General features: G+C 61.7%; 14 protein-coding genes. All 14 read right to left on the bottom strand.

Annotated features, from left to right (window positions below; all coding sequences use genetic code 11):
• Window positions 1–118: 118 nt before the first annotated feature.
• The 14 genes from fliG to ABOC32_RS11115 all read right to left on the bottom strand — a co-directional run bounded on the left by fliG (window position 119) and on the right by ABOC32_RS11115 (window position 20,689).
• Window positions 119–1,138, bottom strand: coding sequence for a flagellar motor switch protein FliG (fliG, locus tag ABOC32_RS11180; RefSeq protein WP_016488432.1), 1,020 nt, complete (start codon window positions 1,136–1,138; stop codon window positions 119–121).
• Window positions 1,131–2,909: a flagellar basal-body MS-ring/collar protein FliF gene (gene fliF, locus ABOC32_RS11175; RefSeq protein ID WP_426811051.1), complete on the bottom strand. Its 1,779-nt coding sequence runs from the start codon at window positions 2,907–2,909 to the stop codon at window positions 1,131–1,133. The genes fliG and fliF overlap by 8 nt, the downstream gene beginning before the upstream one ends.
• 15 nt (window positions 2,910–2,924) lie before the next feature.
• The gene (gene fliE / locus ABOC32_RS11170; RefSeq protein WP_003254438.1) at window positions 2,925–3,257 is read right to left on the bottom strand and encodes a flagellar hook-basal body complex protein FliE; all 333 of its coding nucleotides are present in this window, start codon (window positions 3,255–3,257) and stop codon (window positions 2,925–2,927) included.
• 234 nt (window positions 3,258–3,491) lie between these two features.
• The gene (locus ABOC32_RS11165) at window positions 3,492–4,847 is read right to left on the bottom strand and encodes a sigma-54-dependent transcriptional regulator (protein WP_426811050.1); all 1,356 of its coding nucleotides are present in this window, start codon (window positions 4,845–4,847) and stop codon (window positions 3,492–3,494) included.
• Window positions 4,847–6,064: a sensor histidine kinase gene (locus tag ABOC32_RS11160; protein WP_426811049.1), complete on the bottom strand. Its 1,218-nt coding sequence runs from the start codon at window positions 6,062–6,064 to the stop codon at window positions 4,847–4,849. Before ABOC32_RS11160 ends, ABOC32_RS11165 begins: the two co-directional genes overlap by 1 nt.
• Window positions 6,065–6,276: 212 nt before the next feature.
• The gene (locus tag ABOC32_RS11155; protein ID WP_426811048.1) at window positions 6,277–11,136 is read right to left on the bottom strand and encodes a glycosyltransferase; all 4,860 of its coding nucleotides are present in this window, start codon (window positions 11,134–11,136) and stop codon (window positions 6,277–6,279) included.
• A gap of 78 nt (window positions 11,137–11,214) precedes the next feature.
• Window positions 11,215–12,618 (bottom strand): glycosyltransferase family 2 protein, encoded by a 1,404-nt coding sequence (locus ABOC32_RS11150; protein WP_426811047.1) that lies wholly within the window; start codon window positions 12,616–12,618, stop codon window positions 11,215–11,217.
• A complete protein-coding gene (locus ABOC32_RS11145; RefSeq protein ID WP_426811046.1) occupies window positions 12,615–13,556 on the bottom strand; it encodes an FkbM family methyltransferase in 942 nt (313 codons plus the stop codon). The genes ABOC32_RS11150 and ABOC32_RS11145 overlap by 4 nt, the downstream gene beginning before the upstream one ends.
• A 5-nt stretch (window positions 13,557–13,561) precedes the next feature.
• Window positions 13,562–14,740: a class I SAM-dependent methyltransferase gene (locus ABOC32_RS11140; protein WP_426811045.1), complete on the bottom strand. Its 1,179-nt coding sequence runs from the start codon at window positions 14,738–14,740 to the stop codon at window positions 13,562–13,564.
• Between the two features lie 95 nt (window positions 14,741–14,835).
• Window positions 14,836–16,167 (bottom strand): polysaccharide pyruvyl transferase family protein, encoded by a 1,332-nt coding sequence (locus ABOC32_RS11135; protein WP_426811044.1) that lies wholly within the window; start codon window positions 16,165–16,167, stop codon window positions 14,836–14,838.
• Complete coding sequence (locus ABOC32_RS11130) at window positions 16,164–17,207, bottom strand: NAD-dependent epimerase/dehydratase family protein (RefSeq protein ID WP_426811043.1); 1,044 nt, start codon at window positions 17,205–17,207, stop codon at window positions 16,164–16,166. The genes ABOC32_RS11135 and ABOC32_RS11130 overlap by 4 nt, the downstream gene beginning before the upstream one ends.
• On the bottom strand, window positions 17,194–18,228 hold the full coding sequence (locus ABOC32_RS11125) for a class I SAM-dependent methyltransferase (RefSeq protein WP_426811042.1): 1,035 nt from the start codon (window positions 18,226–18,228) through the stop codon (window positions 17,194–17,196). Before ABOC32_RS11125 ends, ABOC32_RS11130 begins: the two co-directional genes overlap by 14 nt.
• Entirely contained in the window at window positions 18,225–18,860 is a 636-nt protein-coding gene (locus ABOC32_RS11120) for an HAD family hydrolase (protein WP_426811041.1), read from the bottom strand. The genes ABOC32_RS11125 and ABOC32_RS11120 overlap by 4 nt, the downstream gene beginning before the upstream one ends.
• Window positions 18,860–20,689: a thiamine pyrophosphate-binding protein gene (locus tag ABOC32_RS11115; RefSeq protein WP_426811040.1), complete on the bottom strand. Its 1,830-nt coding sequence runs from the start codon at window positions 20,687–20,689 to the stop codon at window positions 18,860–18,862. Before ABOC32_RS11115 ends, ABOC32_RS11120 begins: the two co-directional genes overlap by 1 nt.

Below are 20,689 nucleotides of genomic sequence, written 5' to 3'. Positions count from 1 at the left end.
CGATCAAGGGCGCAGCCCTTGCCAGGCAACACCGGTGCCTGGGCTGGCCTCATCGCCGGCAAGCCAGCTCCCACAATGACCGCACCAGCCCCACAATTATTTTTCCCGACCTGAGGGATCAGATCATTTCCTCGGCGCCCTTGCCGCCGAGCACGATCTCGCCGGCCTCGGCCATGCGGCGGGCGATGGTGAGGATTTCCTTCTGCGCCGTTTCCACGTCGCTGACCCGCACCGGCCCCTTGGCCTCCAGGTCGTCGCGCAGCAGTTCCGAGGCACGCTTGGACATGTTCTTGAAAATCTTGTCCTTGACCCGCTCGTCGGCGCCCTTGAGCGACACCACCAGCACGTCGGACGACACTTCGCGCAGCAGCGCCTGGATACCCCGGTCGTCGACGTCGGCCAGGTTGTTGAAGACGAACATCAGGTCTTCGATCTGCTCCGACAGGTCGCTGTCGACTTCGCGGATCGCATCCATCAGTGCACCTTCCACCGAGCTGTCGAGGAAGTTCATGATGTCGGCAGCGCGCTTGATGCCGCCCAGGGTGGTGCGCGCTGCATTGGAGTTGCCCGAGAACTGCTTCTCGAGGATCTGGTTCAATTCCTTCAGCGCCGCCGGTTGCACGGTGTTCAGCGACGACACGCGCAAGACGATGTCCAGGCGCACCTTGTGGTCGAAGTTGCTCAACACTTCACCGGCCTGGTCAGGGTCCAGGTAAGCGACCACGATGGCCTGGATTTGCGGGTGCTCGTAGCGGATCACGTCGGCTACGGCGCGCGGCTCCATCCACTTCAGGCTGTCCAGGCCGCTGGTATTGCCACCCAGCAGGATGCGGTCGACCAGGCCATTGGCCTTGTCCTCGCCCAGCGCCTGGTTGAGCATCTTGCGGATGTAGGCATCGGAACCCACGCCCAGGCTGGTCTGGTCGCCGACGATGTCGACGAACTCGCTCATCACCTGCTCGACCTGGTCACGGTGCACATTGCCCATCTGCGCCATGGCCACACCCACCCGCTGCACTTCCTTGGGGCCCATGTGCCGCAGCACCTGGGCCGCATCGGTCTCGCCCAGCGAGAGCAGAAGGATCGCCGCCTTGTCGACGCGGCTCAGCTTGGCGGTAACGGCTCGGTTATCACTCATCGGCGTTGATCCAGTCTTTGACGACCTGGGCTACACGGCCCGGGTCTTCGGCCACCAGGCCTTTGATTGCGTTGAGCTGTGCCTCGTAACCCTCGCTCGGGCTAGGCAGCAGAATGCTTGTCGGGCCACCCAGGCTGACGCGGTCGTTGGCCAGTTCGCCATCCAACCCCACCATGCCGCCCAGCTCCATGTCGCTATCCGAAGCAGCCTGCTTGCCGCCCCCTGTGATGTTGTTGAGCACCGGCCGCAGCACGCCGAACACCAGCACCAGGATGAACACCACGCCCAGCACTTGCTTGACGATGTCCCAGAACCAGGGTTGCTGATAGAAGGCGATATCGGCAATTTCTTCGCCACGGTCGGCGGCAAATGGCACGTTGATCACCGACACGCTGTCACCACGGCTGGCGTCGAAGCCGACCGCGTCCTGCACCAGGCGAGTGAAGCGCGCCAGGTCTTCGGCAGCCCATGGCGCACGGCTGGTAGTGCCGGTGGCCGGGTCGATCTTGACCTGGTCGTCCACCACCACCGCCACCGACAGGCGGGTCATGCGCCCCTGCTGCTGGCGGGTGTGGCTGATGGAGCGGTCCAGCTCGAAGTTCTTGGTGCTTTGCTGGCGTTTGTCGGACGGGTACGGCGCGAGCATCGGCTGGCCGGTGGCCGGGTCCATGACCTGCTGGCCGTTGGCATCCACCAGCGGTTGGCCAGGCTGAATGGCTGCGGCCGGGGTAGCGGCGCCACCGGTGGTTTGCGGTGCCGAGGCAGCGCCTGGCGGCTGGTTGCTCAGCGCGCCAGGCACGCCTTGCGGGCCTTGGCTGCTGGCGCGCTGTTCATCAACAGACTGTTCGCTGCGCAGCGCTGGCTGGTCGGGGTTGAACTGCTCGGCAGTCGACTCGACGGCACTGAAGTCCAGGTCGGCAGACACTTCGGCCTTGTATCGATCATTGCCCAGCACAGGCTGCAAGATGTTGCGCACACGCTGGGTAAGCATGCTTTCCATGCGGCGGCTGTAGTCGTACTGCTTGCCGGCCTCGGTCAGGGCAGAGTCCTGCAACTGCTCGGACAGCAGGTTACCTTTCTGGTCGACCACGGTGACCTGGGATTTGTCCAGCTCCGGCACACTGGTCGCCACCAGGTTGACGATGGCCAACACCTGACCGGCTTCCAGGGCACGGCCCGGGTACAGCTCGACCAGTACCGAGGCGCTGGGCTTGCGGTCGTCGCGCACGAACACCGAGCTTTTCGGGATGGCCAGGTGCACGCGCGCGGCCTTGACGTTGTTCAGGCTGGAAACGGTACGCGCCAGCTCGCCTTCCAGGCTGCGGCGGTAGCGAGTGGCTTCCATGAACTGGCTGGTGCCCAGCCCCTGCTCCTTGTCGAGCAGTTCGAAACCGACATTGCCATCGCTGGGCGCCACGCCGGCGGCCGCCAGTTTCAGGCGCGCACGGGAGAGGTCGTCGGCCTTGACCAGCAGAGCACCGGAGTTGGGCTCGACGTTATAGGGGATGTCAGCAGCACCCAGGGTGTCCATGACCTGCTTGGTGTCCATGCCCGACAGGCTGCCGTACAGCGGACGGTAATCGGGTTGTTGCGACCACAGCACCACGGCAAAGCCGATTGCCACGCTGGCCGCCAGGCCGACCATGAGGCCGACTTGGCGCAGCATGGGCATCTGCGCAATGTTTTCCAGGAACGACATACCTGGCAGCGGGCGCTTGGCCGCTGCCGGGCCCGTCTTGGCGGGGGGGTTGTCGACGACTGCTTCAGCCATGGTTTACGTCCGTCCTCAAACCGGCATCTGCATGATGTCCTGGTACGCCTGGACCAGCTTGTTGCGTACCTGGGTCATGGCTTGCATCGACACGCTGGCCTTTTGCGAAGCGATCATCACGTCGGTCAGGTCGACGCCACTCTTGCCGATCTCGAAGGCATTGGCCAGCTGGGTCGATGCCTGCTGGGTCTCATGCACCTTGCCGATGGCCTGGCCAAGCATGTCGGCAAAGGTACTCTGCCCCGGCGCCAGCTCGGGGGCGGCGGTGACCTTGGGCAGCGACATGGCATCGGCCTGCATGGCCCGCATGTCCAGCATCAGACGATTGAATTCAACACCTTGGCTCATGACCCTTCTCTCTCCTGCGGCCGCATTTTTTTGACACTCATGCGGCGAATAGCCTACGTAAAGCAACAAAGGTGCCAGCCTTCGCGACTATTTTCCCCGAGCATTCACACACCCCCTGTGGGAGCGGGCGGGCCCGCGAACACCGGCGCAGCCGGTGCCTGCCACCGCGTTGAATTCTTCGCGGGCACGCCCGTCCCCACAGGGGATCGCGCTCGCTGCGAGACAAGTTGCTCATCAACCGAACAGGCTGGCCTCGACGTCGAACCCGGCATCGCGCATCTGCGCCAGCTTGTAACGCAAGGTGCGCGGGCTGATGCCCAGGCGTTCGGCCGCTTCTTTGCGCCGACCGCGCTCAGCGCGCAGGGTGTCGATGATCATCTGGTACTCATGGCGGCGCATGTCATCGCCCAGCCCGCTGGCCTCAGCCGACACTTCGGGTGATGGCCCTGTGCCAGCTGACAATGGAATGGCGCCTGCCAGACAGAAATCCGCCGCCTCGATCACCCCACCCTGCTGCAGGATCAGCGCCCGCTGAAGCGCGTTGTCCAGTTCGCGCACGTTGCCCGGCCAGGCATAGGCCTGCAGGCAGGCCCGGGCCTGCGGCGACAGGCGCACCGGGGCGTGTTTCATCTTGACCGCGTGGCGGGCCAGCAGGCGCTCGGCCAGTTGCAGGATGTCGCCCGGGCGCTCACGCAGCGGGCACCAGGCCAGGGGGAATACCGACAGGCGGTAGAACAGGTCTTCACGGAAGCGACCCGCTGCCACTTCGCCGGCCAGGTCACGGTTGGTCGTGGCCAGCACGCGGATGTCCAGGCTGATCGGCTTGCGCCCGCCCACCCGTTCCACTTCGCGCTCCTGCAGCACACGGAGCAGCTTGGCCTGCAAGGCCATGGGCATTTCCGAGATTTCGTCGAGCAGCAGGGTGCCGCCTTCGGCCTGCTCGAACTTGCCGGCCTGGGCGGCGATCGCGCCCGTGAAGGCGCCCTTCTCGTGGCCGAACAGGGTGGCCTCGAGCATGTTGTCGGGGATGGCCGCGCAGTTGATCGCCACAAAGGGTTGTGCCGCCCTCGGCGATTGCTGGTGGATGTAGCGCGCCAGCACTTCCTTGCCGGTACCGGACTCACCGGAAATCAGCACGGTCGAGTCACTGCGCGCCACGCGCGCAGCCAGCTCCAGCAACTGGCGGCTGGCCGGCTCACAGGCCACCGGGCCCTCGTCAGCGGGCACCCGCCCGGCGGCATGCCGCTCGACCAGGCTGAGCAGCGCCTTTGGCTCGAACGGTTTGACCAGATAGTCGGCAGCCCCTTGGCGCATTGCTTCGACGGCACGCTCGACGGCGGCGTGTGCCGTCATCAACAGCACCGGCAGCTGGGGTTGCTGGCGGCGCAACTGGCTCAGCAACTGATGCCCGTCCATACCGGGCATGTTCACATCGCTGACCACCAGGCTGAAGGCATCATCCAGCACCGCCTCCAGCGCTTCTTCGGCACTGCCGACTGCCTGGTAGGCGAAACCGCCGATTTCCAGGGTATCGCCCAGCGCCTGGCGCAATACGCGGTCGTCCTCGACCAGCAGCACCTTGATTGCCATTAAACCCCCTCCGCCAATTGCCCGTCGATCAACGGCAGCTCTACCCGTACACACGTGCCTCGGCCCACCTTCGAGCGCAGGCTGATAGCGCCCTGGTGCGCACGCACCACAGCCTTGACCACCGCCAGACCGAGGCCGGTGCCAGTGGCTTTGGTGGTGAGAAACGGCTCGCCCAGGCGCGCCAACAACTCGGCGGCGATACCGCTGCCGGCGTCACTGACACACAGGTGCAGGGTGCGCTCGCGACGGAACAGGTGCACCTTCAAGCGTGCCGGGCCATCACTGGCCTGCAGGGCATTTTCGATCAGGTTGAGCAAAGCGCCGACCAGCGTGTCGCGGTTGCACAACAGCTCACCCAGGTGGCTGTCGCACTGCCAGCGCACGGTGTGCCCCTGCACGTGGGCCTGGGCCGCCTGCTGCAGGGCCTGGAACAGGGCTTTCGGGGTAACCCGGTCACCCAGCGGCAGCTCGCCACGGGCGAACACCAGCATGTCACGCACCTGGTGTTCCAGTTCGTGCAGGCGCTCCTTCAGGGTACCGGCAAAGCGCTGACGGGTTTCTGCGCTCAGCTGTTGCTCGCTATCGGCCAGGTGGCTGGCGTAGAGCATGGCGGCCGACAGCGGCGTACGGATTTGATGCGCCAGCGAGGCGACCATGCGCCCCAGCGATGACAGCCGCTCGTGGCGGGCCAGCTGGTCTTGCAGGCGACGGGTTTCAGTCAGGTCGTTGAGCAGCACCAGCTGGCCGGGCTCGGCGTCCAGCGAGCGGGTGGCGATGGACAGGCGGCGGCCGTCGCGCAGCGAGATTTCATGGCCATCGTCCTTGCGCGGTGCAAAGCTGCGGGCGATCACCTGGCGCCACAATTCGCCGATCAGCGGCTCGCCAAGCAGTTCGCAGGCAGCCGGGTTGGCTTCACGTACAACGCCATGGCCATCGATCACGATCACCCCGCCAGGCAGCAGGTCCAGCAGGTTCTGCAGGCGGTTGGCCAGGCGTTCCTTTTCGCTGAGTTCTTCGATGCGCTGGGCACTGACCACGGCCAGCTCACCCTTGAGCTCACTGACCCGGGCTTCGAGCAGGCTGTAGGACTGGCTCAGTTGGCTGGACACCTGGTTGAACAGGGCGAAGGCTTGCTCGATACCCTGGTGGCTGTCCTGCTCGACCGGGGTGTGCCCCTGCTGATTGGGGGCTCGGGTTAGGTGGGCGGCCTGGGGCATCGTGCTCTCTCGCGTGGCTGACCGTCATAAAAACGGTGTGTTGCCAGCGGTGTAGCAATAGCCGTGCCGGAGATGGGGGTTTGGGTTGCCTGTGCCGGCCTCTTCGCGGGTAAACCCGCTCCCACAGGTACAGCGCAGAGCTTGAGGCCTGTGCTGATCCTGTGGGAGCGGGTTTACCCGCGAAGAGGCCGGCACAGGCCTACGGCCATGTATCAGTCCGGCAGCCAGGCCTTGCGCCAGTTGCTCAGGTTGTCACCTTCGAGCATCCAGCCGCCCAGCACTGCATTGCGCAGTGCATCGCCCGCCTTCGCCGTGGCATCCAGATCAGAGATGTGCATGCGGATGGCATCTACCCAACCTCGGAACCGGTTCTTCACCAGTGTGACCGGCAAATCGCTGTAGCCCTGATAGCAACGCAGGTCGCTGGCGATCACCGGGAAACCACAGGCGCCGTACTCCAGCAAACGCAGGTTGCTCTTGCACTCGTTGAACAGGTTCTGCTCGACGGGCGCCAGGGCCAGGTCCAGGTTCATGCTGGCCAGAACCTGCGGGTATTGTTCAATCGAAACACTCTCGTGGAACTCATGAACATAAGGCCGCAGCTTGTCCGGGCACATGCCGAAGAACACCCACTCCACCTCGTTGGCCAATTCCTTGACCACGTCCGCGATCACTTCCAGGTCGCCCGTATGGCTCGCCCCACCCGCCCAGCCGACACGCGGTTTGCGCGACTGCCGGCGCTGGGCCTTGAGGTCGCCCCAGTAGCGGGTATCCAGCGTGTTGGGTACCACGCGGATATCGCCATGCAGGCCGGCGAAGGCCTCGGCCAGCGGCTGCGTGGAGACGACAAAGCGGTCCACATAGGACAAACCGCGACGTATGGACCGCAGAATGTCCTTGGGCATGTGCGTCCTGTGCACGCTCTTGAGTGGCAGGTTGGGCAGGTAGTCGTCCAGCTCGAAGACCTTGAAGGCCCGCGAAAACGCATGCATCCGGCGCATATGCTCAATCTGCTCGTCGCCAACCTGGCGCTGCAGGATGATGCTGTCGGGCTGATGACGCTCAAGTTCGGCAGGCGCCAGATAATTCCACGCCACCACCCCCTCGACCAGCCCCTCGCGGTTGAGCGTATCCAGCGGCTGGATGACCCGGTAGTTGCCACACCCTCCCCTGTCCGCCGCATGGGCGAGGACCGTCGGCAGCGGTTTCCAGGACGACAACGGTCGCCAGCTCAGACCGGAGGGCGCCAGGCCGAGACCATTGCTGGAAGACAGCGAGAAGTTCGGGTTGTGGAGCGGGTCGCGTGCCAGTACAGGCAGCCAGCGGTCATACAAGGCATCTTCTTCTGCGGCAGTGGCCGGCGTTACCGCCTCCTCACTGAGCAGCAACTGAACACGCGGCGTCCACACGTTCAGGTAGCCACCACGGTGCAGACGCAGGCACAGATCAATGTCCGTCCAGCGCTGCAACTCGGGGGCCTCGTCGAAACCGCCGGCCTCCAGGAACAGGCTTTTGTTCACCAGCAGGCACTTGCCGCTGACTGCGACATAGTTCTGGTCGACCTGCAGGCGCTGCAGGTAGCCAGACGCGTCCATCGGCTGACCGGCAAAAGCTTCGCCAACAGGGCCATTCAGGCCGAGCACGAAACCGGCATGGCTGATGGTAGCGTCCCCCGCCACCAGTTTGGCCCCCACCACGCCGACTTCCTGGCGCATGCCGTGGTTGAGCATCTGTTGCAACCAATCGTTGTCGAGCACCGCTGCGCCTTCGTCCAGCCACAGCAGGAAATCACCACGGGCCTGCCCGGCAGCCTGGTTGCGCATTTGCACAGGCGCCATGCCGGCCGGGAATCGCAGGCAACGGATGGCATCGGTGCCAAGCCGGGCAACGTTGTCGAGCCAGCTGTTTACTGCCGGGCCGGCGTTATCACGCGCCAGCAGCAGCACCTCGTAGTTTCGATAGGTTGTCTTCTCCAGAATGGTTTCCATGCAACGCTGCACCCGCTCGGTGCTGTTGCCCTGGAGCAGGATCAGGATACTGACCGGTGCGTCGCCGGAGGCGCCATAGTCCAGATCATAACGCCCGGGCAGACGAGACTCGACGCGCGCCTGGGCAAAACCGCGGGCTTGCAGATGGCGCTGGATGACCCCGCGCTCATCCGGGCAGTCGCGCAGCGACGGGGCATCACAGACCAACAACGGCTCGCTGATATGCCCCAGCCCCTCGAACCCGGCAGACTCGATCAGGCGCAGGATGTAATCCAGCTCGAATGCGTGGCCCGCCTCCTGACGGAAGCCCCCCATGTCCAGCCACACCTGCCGGTTGAACAGCCAGTGGCGTGACAGGCTTGCCGGCAAACTGAGCAGCAGATCAAGGTTCAGATCTGGGCGCAGCGCAGCGCCCATTTCCGACCCGGCGCAACGCAAACCTTCATCACCATAAACGGCCCGGCAGCCAGGTGCCGCCAACAGGTCAAGCGCGGCGATCAGCAAGCCACTTGCAGTGAACTCACTCCCCGCCTCTACCAGCATGAACCAGTCGAACTCACCCGCCTGAACAGCCAGGTTCAGCTGATCGCTCAGGCTGGCATCGGTCAAACGCATGAAATGCAGCGTGTCCTGCGCCGAAGTCGCGGGCGCATCGCCCGGCGTCAACGCGACAATTTTCAACGTCGAATAAAGGCAGTGATCGCTGTTCAGGCTTTGCAGAGACGCTTTCAACGCATCTGCGTGCCCATCCGCGTCCACCACGATAATGCCGATCACAGGGCCGCCCTGATGGGCCTGCAGACGCTGTTCGATCAGGCGACTCTGCATGGCAGACGGAACACGTTCGGCCAGCCAGGTTTGCAGCGTCAACGCCTTGGGCTTGCCACCCAGATGTTCCAGCATCTCCTGGCGCCCGCGCTCTACTTCCTCGTTGCCAACGTCGCCATGGCGCGCATACAACTCGCGATAAAGCGCTGGGTAATCTTTCAGTGCCTGCTCGGAACGTCGAGCCGGCGCGCTGTCATCACGGCGCATACGGACTTCCACCGTCTCACGGCGAACATGATGGAAAGCGCTTCGCGCGCTCAGGCGCATGAGGAAATCCCAATCCTCCAACCCTGCCAGCGACTCGTCGAAGTCGCCCACGGCAAGTGCAAGCGCGCGTGGACAGGCAAAGGTGTTGATCGGGATGTAGTTGTTGACCAGCAAACGCTCCCTGGAATACGCCTCGTGGAGATAGCGTTGCTCACGCGCCACTTCGGTCCGCTTGCCCGCCGCGATCGTTTCCTGAATGAAGACGGCATCTGTGTACACCACACTGTCGGGGTGGGTATCCAGCGCATTGGCCAATGTTTCAAGGTGGTCAGGCAGGTACAGGTCGTCGTCGTCCAGATACACGACATACCGGCCACGGGCCAGATGCAAAGCGGCATTACGGGCAGCAGCCGGGCCACGATTACGGCCTTGGCGGATGTACGTGACAGGGAAATCGTATTCCGCCAGCAGCGACTCGACCGGGTCGCCGTTGTCGTTGACCAGAATGACGTCAAAGTCCTTGAAGGACTGATGGGCAATGCTGTTCAGCGCATCCTTGAGCAATGCCGGACGGTTGTAGGTCGTCAGGATAATAGAGAACAGCGTCTCCTCTTGCTGCCGCGCCTGTTCTTCCAGGCGCTCGCAGAGCCGGCGCACACGGGCACCCAGTTCGGAATGCTGCTCGCCAGGATACAGGTCCAGGCGCCGCTTGAGGTGGGCCACCACCTCGCGCTCACGCCCATAGAGGTGGCACTGCGCCTCGCGCTCGAATACGCCCTCGACAATGGCAAGGTGCCCCATCAATGGCTCGCTGGAAGCATAAAACTGGCTCGAGTACTGCGCACCATGCCAGCGATAGCTGACGCCCGGCATATCGACATAGGCGAAGTCGGGGTAGCGCTCCGCCATCTGCACAACCATTTCCCAGTCGCCGGCACCGTAGCTGTTGCCTGGGTTCCAGACCCGGCAAAATGCCTCACGCCGGTAGATGACGGCCGAAGGTGTCATGTAACTGTCGTGGATCAGCAGATCAGCGACTTCATTTCGCCCGCCGACATAGTCGCCATTGCGGTACCCGGGATGGCGAGGCTGGTTCAACGCCTGCCCCGCACCATCGACCCAGCGAATGCCGGTATAGCCCACTGCCACATTGGGCTGGCTCTCCAGCGTAGGCAACAGACGCGACAGATGGCCCGGGTTGAAATAGTCGTCGGCGGAAAGGAACGTGAAGTAACGCCCCTGCGCAATCCGCAGGCCATTTCGCCAGTTGTAACCCGGGCCGTAATTGTATCGGTTACGGATGTAACGCACGTTCGGGTTGCCCGCGAATGCCGCCATTACCTCGGCGGTATCGTCCGTGGAGGCGTTGTCCAGTACCAGGATTTCGATATTGGCCACACCCTGATCGAGCACCGACTGCACGCACTGGGCAAGGTAACGCCCGTAATTGTAGGTCGGGATAGCGACAGTCAGCAGCGGCTCGAGATTGCGAACTGCAGCCGCATCATCAGCGATTGCGGCAGTTACCTGATAAAGCCAATAGTCTGCCGAACAATGATAATTGCGGGAATGATCACGATCGCCCTCATCCCGAGTGATTGGCCACGCTTGCGAATCGACCCCATCGACATCAGGAAGCCTCAGGCTACCAATGTAGATCCGCGAAGAAGCAGTACGCCCTATCCATGCCTGGACCAAGACTTTGCTGAAAGACGCGTCTTCAGGCAGTGCATCCGACTGCTCGGCATTACGCAGCAGCAGATACCGTTGCACCTGCGCTGGCAACTTTAAAAGCGGCTGGGCTTGACGGGGGTGGGCAATCAGTAGAACGCCATCGGTTTCCCCTTCGGCGCTGGCCCGCTCGAACAACATTCCGTTACTGGAGCCATAGACAGCCAGGGGCTGCAACGGCAATTGCCGCTGCAATTCCTGCCAATCAGCGTCGGACAGCAGGAATGCCTGCTGATCGGCCAGGCAAAACCCGGCAACCCGTACTCGCCAAGGTTGCCCGACACAGCGTCCACCCGCGATCAAAGCCCAATTCGTCATGCTGTCACTCCCCAAAATTTTTGCTGGCTTGCTGCAGGCGACACGGCGCCTGTCGGCACGCAGCCGGTATGCCCTGAATCACGCGGATTCCGTCAGTTCTTTCCAGGACACGATGCGTGCCGGCGTCCTGAGGTGTTGGCGAATAAGCGCGTTGATGTAATGTTCATGATCCCGCTCGGAACTGATGATCACGACATCGTCCGCCGTGACCTGCTCACTCATCCAGGCCAGGGACTGGATGGATACGCCAAGCATTTCCTTGCCTTGGCGATTGAGGTTGGAATCGATGCAGGCGACCACCGGGCTGCCGCTCTTCTCGGCTTCGAGAATCAACAGTGCAGCGATGAAGGCACTGCCAAAGATGATGATCCGGCGCCCCTGCAGGCTGGCTAGAATGCTCGACGATGGATGTTCACTGGCTCTGCGCGCCCAGCTCAGGAGTTTCTGGGTAGCGCTGGCATGTCCGCAGACCGGCAGTTTGTCCAGCTGGCATGTTTGCTCGGTCAACGACAGATACTGGGCAAGCAGAAACACAGGCAAGCCCGCCAGAAAGGCGTCGGGTGCTTGCTGCATGTTGCGCTGCAGGCTCGCGGCCGCCTTGCCGGTTTTGCTCAGAACGCCCTTGCTGATTGCCCTGCGCGGCTGGGTGGTAATCGCTTCCTGAATTTCGAAACGCGCTGTACAGGCATCAAAATGTAGAGCCTCTGCCTGCAAACCGGGCACGCCCTTGGCGATGCGTTTGAGCCCCTGATAGAGGGCAACGCCTGGTAGCGACAGGCTTGCCACATGGGAGAATTGCTTGGTATGCACGCGACGGCGCAGCAATGGCTGGTCAAGGTAGCCGATGGCATGCCGGCGATTGATGCGCGCCGGCATCAGCACGTCCTCGATGCCCGCCGCGTCTTTCGTCTGCTTGCGAGGAGCGTCGCCGAGGTAGCGGTGCACCGCATAGGACTTGGGCAGTACGCCCCGCTCCAGCATCACGCCGCTGGGCATCGGCCACAGCCGCTCCTTGAGGAAGCTGCTGATGTATTCCCCGGGCGCAAAGACCCGCTCCGAGCCAGGTACGGCGCTGCCGTCGGCTAGCGCATGGCCATCCTGATCGATGTCGCTGACGCGCGTCCATACCATCCGCACGTCGGGGTGGCAGTCCATGAAACGCATCTGCCGCTCCAGCATGTCGCGCTCCATGATGTCATCGTCATGGGTCACGATCACCCGATGCCCCAAGGCAAGGTGATAAGCCGAAAGGCAGTTGAACTCCACAGTGGACACATTGCGGGCGTTCCTGACATAACGGATTCGCGGGTCCTGCAAACCGAGGATGAACTGCGCAGTCCCGTCACTGCTGTTATTGTCGAGAACCAGCAGTTCGAAATTCTCATAGCTCTGCCCGAGCACGGCAGCAATGGACTGCTCCAGGTAGTGCACCCGATTGTAAGTCAGCAGGGCAACCGTCAGCGGCGGAATGGCGGGTTTCATGGTAAGGCGCGTACCAGATCAGGGATGTCACGGTGCTTCTGCCCGTGTAGAAAGACGAAATTGGTTTCCTGGGTTTCCTCGTCAATGCCCGGGCATGGACGTAGCCCCTCGTTGCTCAGGGTATAGGCCTGATAGCCAAGACGACCAAGCCGCTCCACCACCTCGTTGGGGTGGTAATCAAACTTCCTGGCCCATTTTCGCAACAGCTCGATCAGAATCACTGGCTTGTCCCGGGCGAGCATTGCTTCGCCCCCCTGGATCACCATCAACTCCGCCCCCTCTACATCACACTTGATGATCTGGGGCGCCAGTTCATGCTGCGCGCAGAACCTGTCCAGTGTCGTGGCCGGGCAGGATACTTTCTGCAAGCTTTCCTGGCTGCCCGGCTGCCCTGCCAGCACCTGGGAAGTGGCGCCGGAACAATTGGGCGTATAGAGAAACTCCAGCGTCGCCTCCTGGTTGGAAAAGGCCAGGCGGTGCGCCTCTATGTTGGGCAAGCCGTTGTGGCGGATATTGCGCTGCAGAATCCCATGGGTATGGGGGATTGGTTCGAAGGCGTGAATCCGTGCCGAGGGGCAGTGCCGAGCCAGTGCCAGGGCATACCAGCCGCAGTTGGCACCGATGTCCAGAATCACCCCGTTTTCTTGAGTGATGGCCTTGAGGAATTCGGTTTCAATGGTTTCGTAGGCACGGAAGTTCATCAGTGTGCAGGGCACCAGATGCTGGTCCTGGGGGTCCAGGAACAACTCGATCTGCTGCGAGCGGGATCGGACGAAGACACCCTCCGGCAGGATGCGCACAGACTCCACGTCGGTACCGGCGATGAACCCGGGGTAATCGAACAGGCTGGCATGCCGTGCGTGGATGGCCTCGATATAGTCCTGCTTCGCAGTATCACCCGCCTCATAGGCCGTGCGGATGTTGTTGAGCGTGTTCATCGGCATTACCTGGCTCCGGTTGCAAGGCTGAGGATCCTGCCGCTCCAGCCATATTGCTGGATGAGCGTTTCGCGGATTTCTGCAGCGTAAGTGGTGCTGGCAATGAAGACTGTGGCCCCTGGGTGCCTGGTCAGATCATCGGGGTCGGCAATAGTCACACCGAGCAGGGACTTGCCCTGCAGGTTCTTGTTCCTGTCGACGATGCTGCAGATATTGGCCTTGTTCAGCCGGGTATCGCAGAGCAACCGACTGGTCAGAGAGCCCGCGCCCCAGATCACCAACGGCTCACCACTTGCTTCAAGTTGCGCTGCCAGTTCTTCCACGGGGCGCAATACTTGTCGCGACAGCTCGACATAACTGCGCAGGCTGTCAGCAGCGACGCCATCTACCGTGAAACGCTTCTCTGCTTCGGTCGTCTTGCGGTACAAGGCCAGTAGGTAATGGTTGTCGTAGAAATCATTGTGCTGGGAGATGACCGTGACTTTCTCGAACCCGCTGGCAGCTAGCAGATTGTCGAGGCTGGCGGCACTGAAGAAGTTGATGTGCTCCAGTGCGAACTCGAGGAAGGGCTCAGCCGGCGGCGTCTTGCCAAAGGCCTCGGCATCGGGAACGGCGAGGAACAGGTAGCCATCGTCCGCCAGCAGCGCGGTAATCTTTTCCATGCTGTTGCGCAGGTCGGCAATGTGCTCCAGCACGCCACAGAGGCTGATCAACTGGAAACGCTCATCCGTGTCGAAAACATCCACGGTCGCGCTTCTGATCTCCAGCCCGTAGATTTTGCGCGCCAGCTCGGCAGCAGCCGGGCTTGGCTCCATACCGAGCAACCGCTGGAACCCTGCCTGCTGGAAGTGTGCAAGAAAATGCCCCATGCCCGATCCTATATCGAGAACGCGGGCGTCGCTTGCCAGGTCTGCATGTTGCTGAACAAAGTGGAAGAAATCCCCATGAATACGCGCGAGCCCCGGCGGCAGGTCGGTATGCAGGTGATGCTCGACGTTCTGATAGAACTGGTCGAGCGCCGACTGGTCAGGAATATCGCTGGCGTAGGCAAAACCGCAGTTCCGGCAGGCCACCACATCGTAATGGACTGGCTGGGGAAGCCCAGGGAACAGAAAGTGCTGACGGTGCAGTTGCTCCAGGCGGGTACCGCTACAAATATCACAAGGTCTCATATCGCTATCCACAGTGCTCCGTCATTCAGCCGCGACCCAGGAATGTCGAGCAAGACCGAAAAACGCAAAAATAAAAACGGGTAACCTGCTTCGTCCCAGCGCGTGCCTTATTTGAGACGAGACAGGTACCAGCTTTGAGAAATATCACTGACTTGGGCAAGCTTCACAAAGGTCTCGTCCGGAATCCCGGCGCAGATGGCAAGCTGCTCCTCCAGGTTAAGTATTTCTTCGGATGAATATTGTGGGTCTCCTTCCTCGCGAGCAACTTGCAAGTCCGGTGCTGGCTCCCAGCGGTCAATAATCGAGCCGTCCGGGCCGATATTTCCGCCCAGCCCATGCGCGCGCAGCGTCTGAACAAATCGGGAATACGCTTCCTGGTAACGCGGCAAGGTTGCGGAATAGTCACAACGCGACAGGAAAAAATCGAGATCCATCGACGCAGGGAGATCATGCTCTGCCACGAACGGCAGCGAGAAGAATTCGCACATTTCCCGAACTCTGGCGTCGTGCGCAATGAACATGGCAGGTTTCCCTGCATGCAGCGCAGGCGTCAAGCCATGCATCCTGGCACCAAACGCGAAGTCCATCGTCCCGAGATAGTCTTTCCACAGGGAATAATTTGTAAAGTATCGAACACGCTTTTGCTTCAACAAGGCCAGCACAGGCGCCATGTCTTTATAAAACCGCCGAGCCGCGTAGATATCCGCCGCCCTGACCTTCCCAGGATAATAAAGAGCCTGCGTAAGCAGACCAAAGACCTGCTCGACATAGTGATAATTATGCTGACTGGCGAGGCGAAGAAAGTCGTCGATTCTGCTGTGCGTATTTCCCTGATAATTCGAGTAACACACCGCCACCCTTTCAGGATTTGTCGGCACGTCCAGCAAAGACCCAGGCAGCGATGGGCCATTCAGATAGAGCGACGGACAGCCCAAAGGAACGGCGTTCTTGATCCCCAGGCCGTTCAGCACTTCGGCTGAGTAGTTGCCTCGTGTTCCCACGACAGGCGAACGGTCGGCGATCACACTCAGGTAGCGAACGACGGCAGGCGACAGTGTCTTGTGGAAGTCGGGAATATACGCGTACTCCCTGGCCTGAATGGATTCGCCGAGGCTGAAAAAAGGGATCTTCAGCTTCTCGATGAATTCGGTCACGAACCCATAAGGATAACCATCTCGATCATACGGATGCGGCGCAATTCGGCAAGGGATGAAAAATACAACGCTGGAAAATCGTTCATTGACCTCTTCTGCGGTCATCCGAAAATCCCAGGCCTGAAAATTACGGCCCGAGGTCAACATTGCGCCAGCATGGGCGTAAACAATATCCCCAATATTGATGAACTGAGAATGGTATTGGTAATTACCCCCTGTCTTTTTGATACCCGCAGGCGGAGGGAGGTAACCAATCAGAGTCGGACGCGAATCGGCAGCGTTCATATATTAACCTGCAATAACCTGGACAAACCCACATCCAGACTGGTTTGTGGCGCCCATCCTAAGGTGCGGATCTTGTCGATATTGAAATGCCCGGAGTTTCTCAGGGCAGGCGCAGGGCCACTGCGCGCCTGTGGCCGGACTCTGAGCTGCCCGGCCTTGCCGGCTGAGGCAATCATCTTCTCGGCCAACTGCAGGATGCTGGTTTCCTGCGTTTCACCGACGTTATAGGCATGCCCCGCTTCTCCGCGGAACAGGATGTGGAACAGCCCGAGCACGGTATCGGAGACATAGCAGAACGGACGCGAGGCGCTTCCATCGGAATCGAGATGGATATCCCGGCCTTGAAGGATATCGGCAAGCAGGTCGGATATCGCCCGGCCATCGTCCAGGCGCATACCCGGCCCATAGCAATGGGAAATCCTCGCAATCCTGGCATCCACGCCGTATTGGGTGTGGTACGCCCGGCACAGGGTTTCCGCCAAACGCTTGCTCTCGCCGTAGCAGGCCCGTGGAGCCAACGGGTCTTCACGGCCAAAATCACTTTCCGCGATGGCATCGGTTTGCCAGGGATTGTCGCCGTACACCGCACCGCTGCTGAGAAAAAGCAAACGTGCGTGCTTGTCCCGGGCCAGCTCAAGGAGTTCCCGTGTGCCATCGGTATTGGCGCGAATCGTATCGACCGGCCGTTGCAGATAGTCCTTGGGGCTGGCAGGGCTGGCGGCATGGATGATGAAATCCAGAGGTGTAGCAAGGCAGCACGGCTGGGCGACATCCTGGATCACCGGCGTCAGTTCGCCGGGAATATCCAGCCAGGGCATGCGTTGACGCAGTTTTTCCAGGTCCCGGGCCAGGGCATACACATGCAGGTTCGCCTGGGGGTAAAGCCGATTGATCCAGACCAGCGCCTCGACCACATGACCGCCGATAAAACCCGAGGCCCCAGTAACCAGGATGTGACGACCGTACAGGGCCTCCCACGGCAACGGGGCGGCGAGAATACCGCTCAAATCCCCGGCGAGAACGGAATCAGGCGTCTTCATAGATGCTATCCAGACCGATGATGCGCTGCGCTGCAATGCCGAGGTTTAGCAGGTGCTGCCGGATCTCTGCGGCGAAGCGGATGGAGCAGATGACGATGGGTAGTTCGCCATGCGCTTGCGGGTCGTAGGCAGTGACCACGTGTTGACCCAGGCGCTGCCCCCATTTCGCGTCGGAGGAGTCCAGCAAGGCGCGGATATCCAGCGCTTCGGCCAACGGTGCCAGGTAATTGAGGTAGTCGCCGCCAATTCCGTAAACCAGGAACGGGCCGCCGGTTCTCTCACGGAAACGCTGCAACAGAAGCTGCTCGCGGTGCTCAGCGGTAGGCTGCGGCCGGGCGACGACCCGGATCGAGTCCGAGTAGACGGGTGATTCGTAATGCCCCACGGACAACTCATCGCAGCTAAAGCCGCACCGTGCGAGCAGCAGGGTCAGCGAAGCCGGGGTGAACTGGTGCAGGTGCTCAAGGTTGCGATCGCTGGCCAGCAGTGGATGCCCGGCCTGGTTCGGAACCTCGATCAGCACACGCCCATCCGCACTCAGAAGCCTCGACCAGGCCGCAAGCTCCTGCTCGGGTCGGGCGATATGCTCCAGCACATGGAACGAAACGATCAACTGGTACGGCGCTGCCTCAATCTGGCTGGTCGGCGTATGGAATACGTGGTCAAGCTTCTGCTCCGCCAACGCCCTGTCCTGTGACAACTCCACACCCTCATAGGTGACGGCAGAGCGCGCCTTGATCTCACGCCCGAGCTCACCTTCCGCGCAGCCGACTTCGAGCACGCGCTCCTTGCCCGTCTTTAGCAAGCCAGAAACCGCGGCAACGCGCTCACGCATCTTGCGCTTGAACCACGGCGTGTTCAGATCGTTACGTGCAACCAGCGTCTCATAGTAGCCCGCCTGGTCCATCGGCATCCGCCAACGATGGCCACACAGCCGGCAAGGTGTGTACTCCGGGCTGGGCAGTAACATCTCGATAGACCCGCAGCACGGGCATGCACTGGCTGTAGTGGTGGTCATCATGCGCGCACCAGGCGTTCCAGCAGCTGTTGCGGGGCAGGCAACGGCTGCTCATGGCTGGCGAATTGACCATAGCCCCACGCCACCGGCCAGAACTCGACACCATTGGCAGCCGCTGCACGACCGTCCGCGACGGTATCGCCAATGTAGATGGCCGATTGCGCTGCAATGCCACCATCCTCCAGCAAGGCGGCGATCATGCCGGCCTTGTCGGTGTAGCGATCAGGATAGGAGTCACTGGCATACACTTCGCTGAACAGCCCTTGCCAGCCCAGTGCCGCAATGATGCGCTGGGTGGGCAGCAGCCGTTTATTGGTCGCGATGGACAAATTGAAGCCCTGCGCGTGCAGCTGTTCCAACAGCGCCTGGCAACCGGCATAGGCGGGCGTTTCCAGGCAGGTTTCGGCGTCGTAGATGTCCTTGAACGAGGCGCTCAGGGCATCAAGCAATGCTGCGTCGCTACTGCCGCTCAATGTCGCCAGCGTCTGGCGCAAGGGTGGCCCGATCAGGCTGGCATCTATAGGGCACATGGCCTGCAGGCCATGTGCCTTCAGCACACGGGAAAAGCAGGCAAGAATGGCCGGCGCAGAGTCAACCAGGGTGCCGTCGAAGTCGAAGAGGACGTGGCGTTTCATTACTTGACCTGCTGCCGAACCTGGCGCGAGACCGGGGCGATGTTGCCAGCCATTTCTTCCTCCAGTACCGCCAGCGGCAGCAAGGGGCTCATGTCTTCCAACGGCATGGAGGTCATCGAACCATCCGCCTGCGGAATTGCCGCAACCTTCGGGCTCAATGCCTCATCGTTCATCAACAGCACTTCCAGGATCATCGGCCGCGGCATTTGCATGGCCTCGGCCAGGCCCGCGTCCAACTCGGCGGCATCACTGATACGCTTGAACGGCAAATGGTACGCACGCGCCAGTTCTTCCAGGTCCGGCATCCACAAGCCCGCCTCGGGGCCTGTGCCGACATAGCGGCTTTCGAAGTAGTTGCGCTGAGTGTTGCGGATCGAGGCATAACCGCCGTTGTTCATCACCACCAGGCAGATTGGCAGGTTGAACCCGCGCAGCGTGGCCAGCTCCTGAATATTCAGTTGCAGGCTGCCATCACTCTCCACCGCCACCATCGGCTTGCAGCCGTTGGCGAAGCAGGCACCGATTGCAGCCGGCAGGCCGTAACCCATCGCACCCAGGCCAGAGGTGAGGAATACCCGCTGGCCCGGACGATTGCGGAACACGGTGTAGAACACTTCGACCGCCAGCCCGGAGCTGCCGGTGCTGACCAGCGTATTTTCCGGCACGGCATTGGAAAGCGAGTCAGCAAACTGGAAGTGACTGATCGGCCCACTGGCCGGGAACGGCTTGCCGTCGTTGACGCCATAGCGCGCCTTCCAGTCGCGGCAACGCTCCAACCATTGCGGGCGGCTGAACGAAGCACCTTTCAAAGATGCTGCCAGTGTATCGACGAAGCTGGCGGCATCGCTGGTAACCGCGACATCGATATGCATGTCGAGCTTGGCGATTTCGTTGGCATCCACATCCACGACGATCTTGCGTGCATTGCGCGCAAAGTCGCGTGGCGCATAGGCGGTGATGATGTTGTCCAGGCGACAGCCGAGGGTGATCAGCAGGTCGGCGTTCTGTACCGCGAAGTTCGGTGCACGCAGCGCTACCACACCCGGCCGACCCACATACAGCGGGTGCTCATGGGGCAGCAGGTCCATTGCGTTCCAGGTCGTCACCAGTGGCACGCCCATGGATTCGATCAGATCACGGAAGGCGGCTGCCGCTCCGCTCAGGCGAACGCCATGGCCGGCGAGGATCAGCGGCCTCTGGGCATCTTCAAGCAAACTGCGGATCTGCTCCAGCGTTGATGCCTCCAGCGCTGCAACGGGTGCAGCGGGCTCGTCCCAACCCACCAGGCTGTCGGGATCAATCGGCGCGCCCTGCACGTCCAGCGGTACGTCGATCCAAACCGGGCCGGCACGGCCATCTCGTGCCACAAAGACGGCTCGCTCCAACTCTCGGCGAATGTCTTCTGGCTGCTGGATGGTGACCGCGTACTTGGTGATCGGCTCGACCACGCTGACGATATCCACTTCCTGCACGCCCTTCTGGCGCAGTGGTGCGCCACGCAGCAAGTCAGCACGCTTGACCTGGCCGGAGATGACCAGCAACGGCACCGACTCGATCCAGGCACCTGCAACGGCGGTTACCGCGTTGGTCGCACCCGGGCCCGTGGTGACCATCGCCACGCCGATATTTTCGTTGATCCGGCAGTAGGCTTCGGCGGCAATCGCGGCAGCCTGCTCGTGGTGGCAAGCCACTACATCCAGGTCGGGGTGCTTGCCGACGGCGTCGTTGAGGTGCATGGCACCTCCGCCCGGCAACAGGAAGACGTGCTCCACCCCCAGATCGGCGATGAAGTCAGCAATGTAATCAGCAACACGATAGGGGCTTGGCAC

It is taken from the genome of Pseudomonas sp. WOUb67 (genome assembly GCF_050058005.1).
Lineage (GTDB): Bacteria > Pseudomonadota > Gammaproteobacteria > Pseudomonadales > Pseudomonadaceae > Aquipseudomonas > Aquipseudomonas putida_R.
This window is presented reverse-complemented; position numbering and strand designations above follow the sequence as displayed.

Bases quoted from the DNA above. Each gene is read 5' to 3' on its own strand.
- fliG (WP_016488432.1), bottom strand. From the start codon at position 1,138: ATGAGTGATAACCGAGCCGTTACCGCCAAGCTGAGCCGCGTCGACAAG.
- fliF (WP_426811051.1), bottom strand. From the start codon at position 2,909: ATGGCTGAAGCAGTCGTCGACAACCCCCCCGCCAAGACGGGCCCGGCA.
- fliE (WP_003254438.1), bottom strand. From the start codon at position 3,257: ATGAGCCAAGGTGTTGAATTCAATCGTCTGATGCTGGACATGCGGGCC.
- ABOC32_RS11165 (WP_426811050.1), bottom strand. From the start codon at position 4,847: ATGGCAATCAAGGTGCTGCTGGTCGAGGACGACCGCGTATTGCGCCAG.
- ABOC32_RS11160 (WP_426811049.1), bottom strand. From the start codon at position 6,064: ATGCCCCAGGCCGCCCACCTAACCCGAGCCCCCAATCAGCAGGGGCAC.
- ABOC32_RS11155 (WP_426811048.1), bottom strand. From the start codon at position 11,136: ATGACGAATTGGGCTTTGATCGCGGGTGGACGCTGTGTCGGGCAACCT.
- ABOC32_RS11150 (WP_426811047.1), bottom strand. From the start codon at position 12,618: ATGAAACCCGCCATTCCGCCGCTGACGGTTGCCCTGCTGACTTACAAT.
- ABOC32_RS11145 (WP_426811046.1), bottom strand. From the start codon at position 13,556: ATGAACACGCTCAACAACATCCGCACGGCCTATGAGGCGGGTGATACT.
- ABOC32_RS11135 (WP_426811044.1), bottom strand. From the start codon at position 16,167: ATGAACGCTGCCGATTCGCGTCCGACTCTGATTGGTTACCTCCCTCCG.
- ABOC32_RS11130 (WP_426811043.1), bottom strand. From the start codon at position 17,207: ATGAAGACGCCTGATTCCGTTCTCGCCGGGGATTTGAGCGGTATTCTC.
- ABOC32_RS11125 (WP_426811042.1), bottom strand. From the start codon at position 18,228: ATGATGACCACCACTACAGCCAGTGCATGCCCGTGCTGCGGGTCTATC.
- ABOC32_RS11120 (WP_426811041.1), bottom strand. From the start codon at position 18,860: ATGAAACGCCACGTCCTCTTCGACTTCGACGGCACCCTGGTTGACTCT.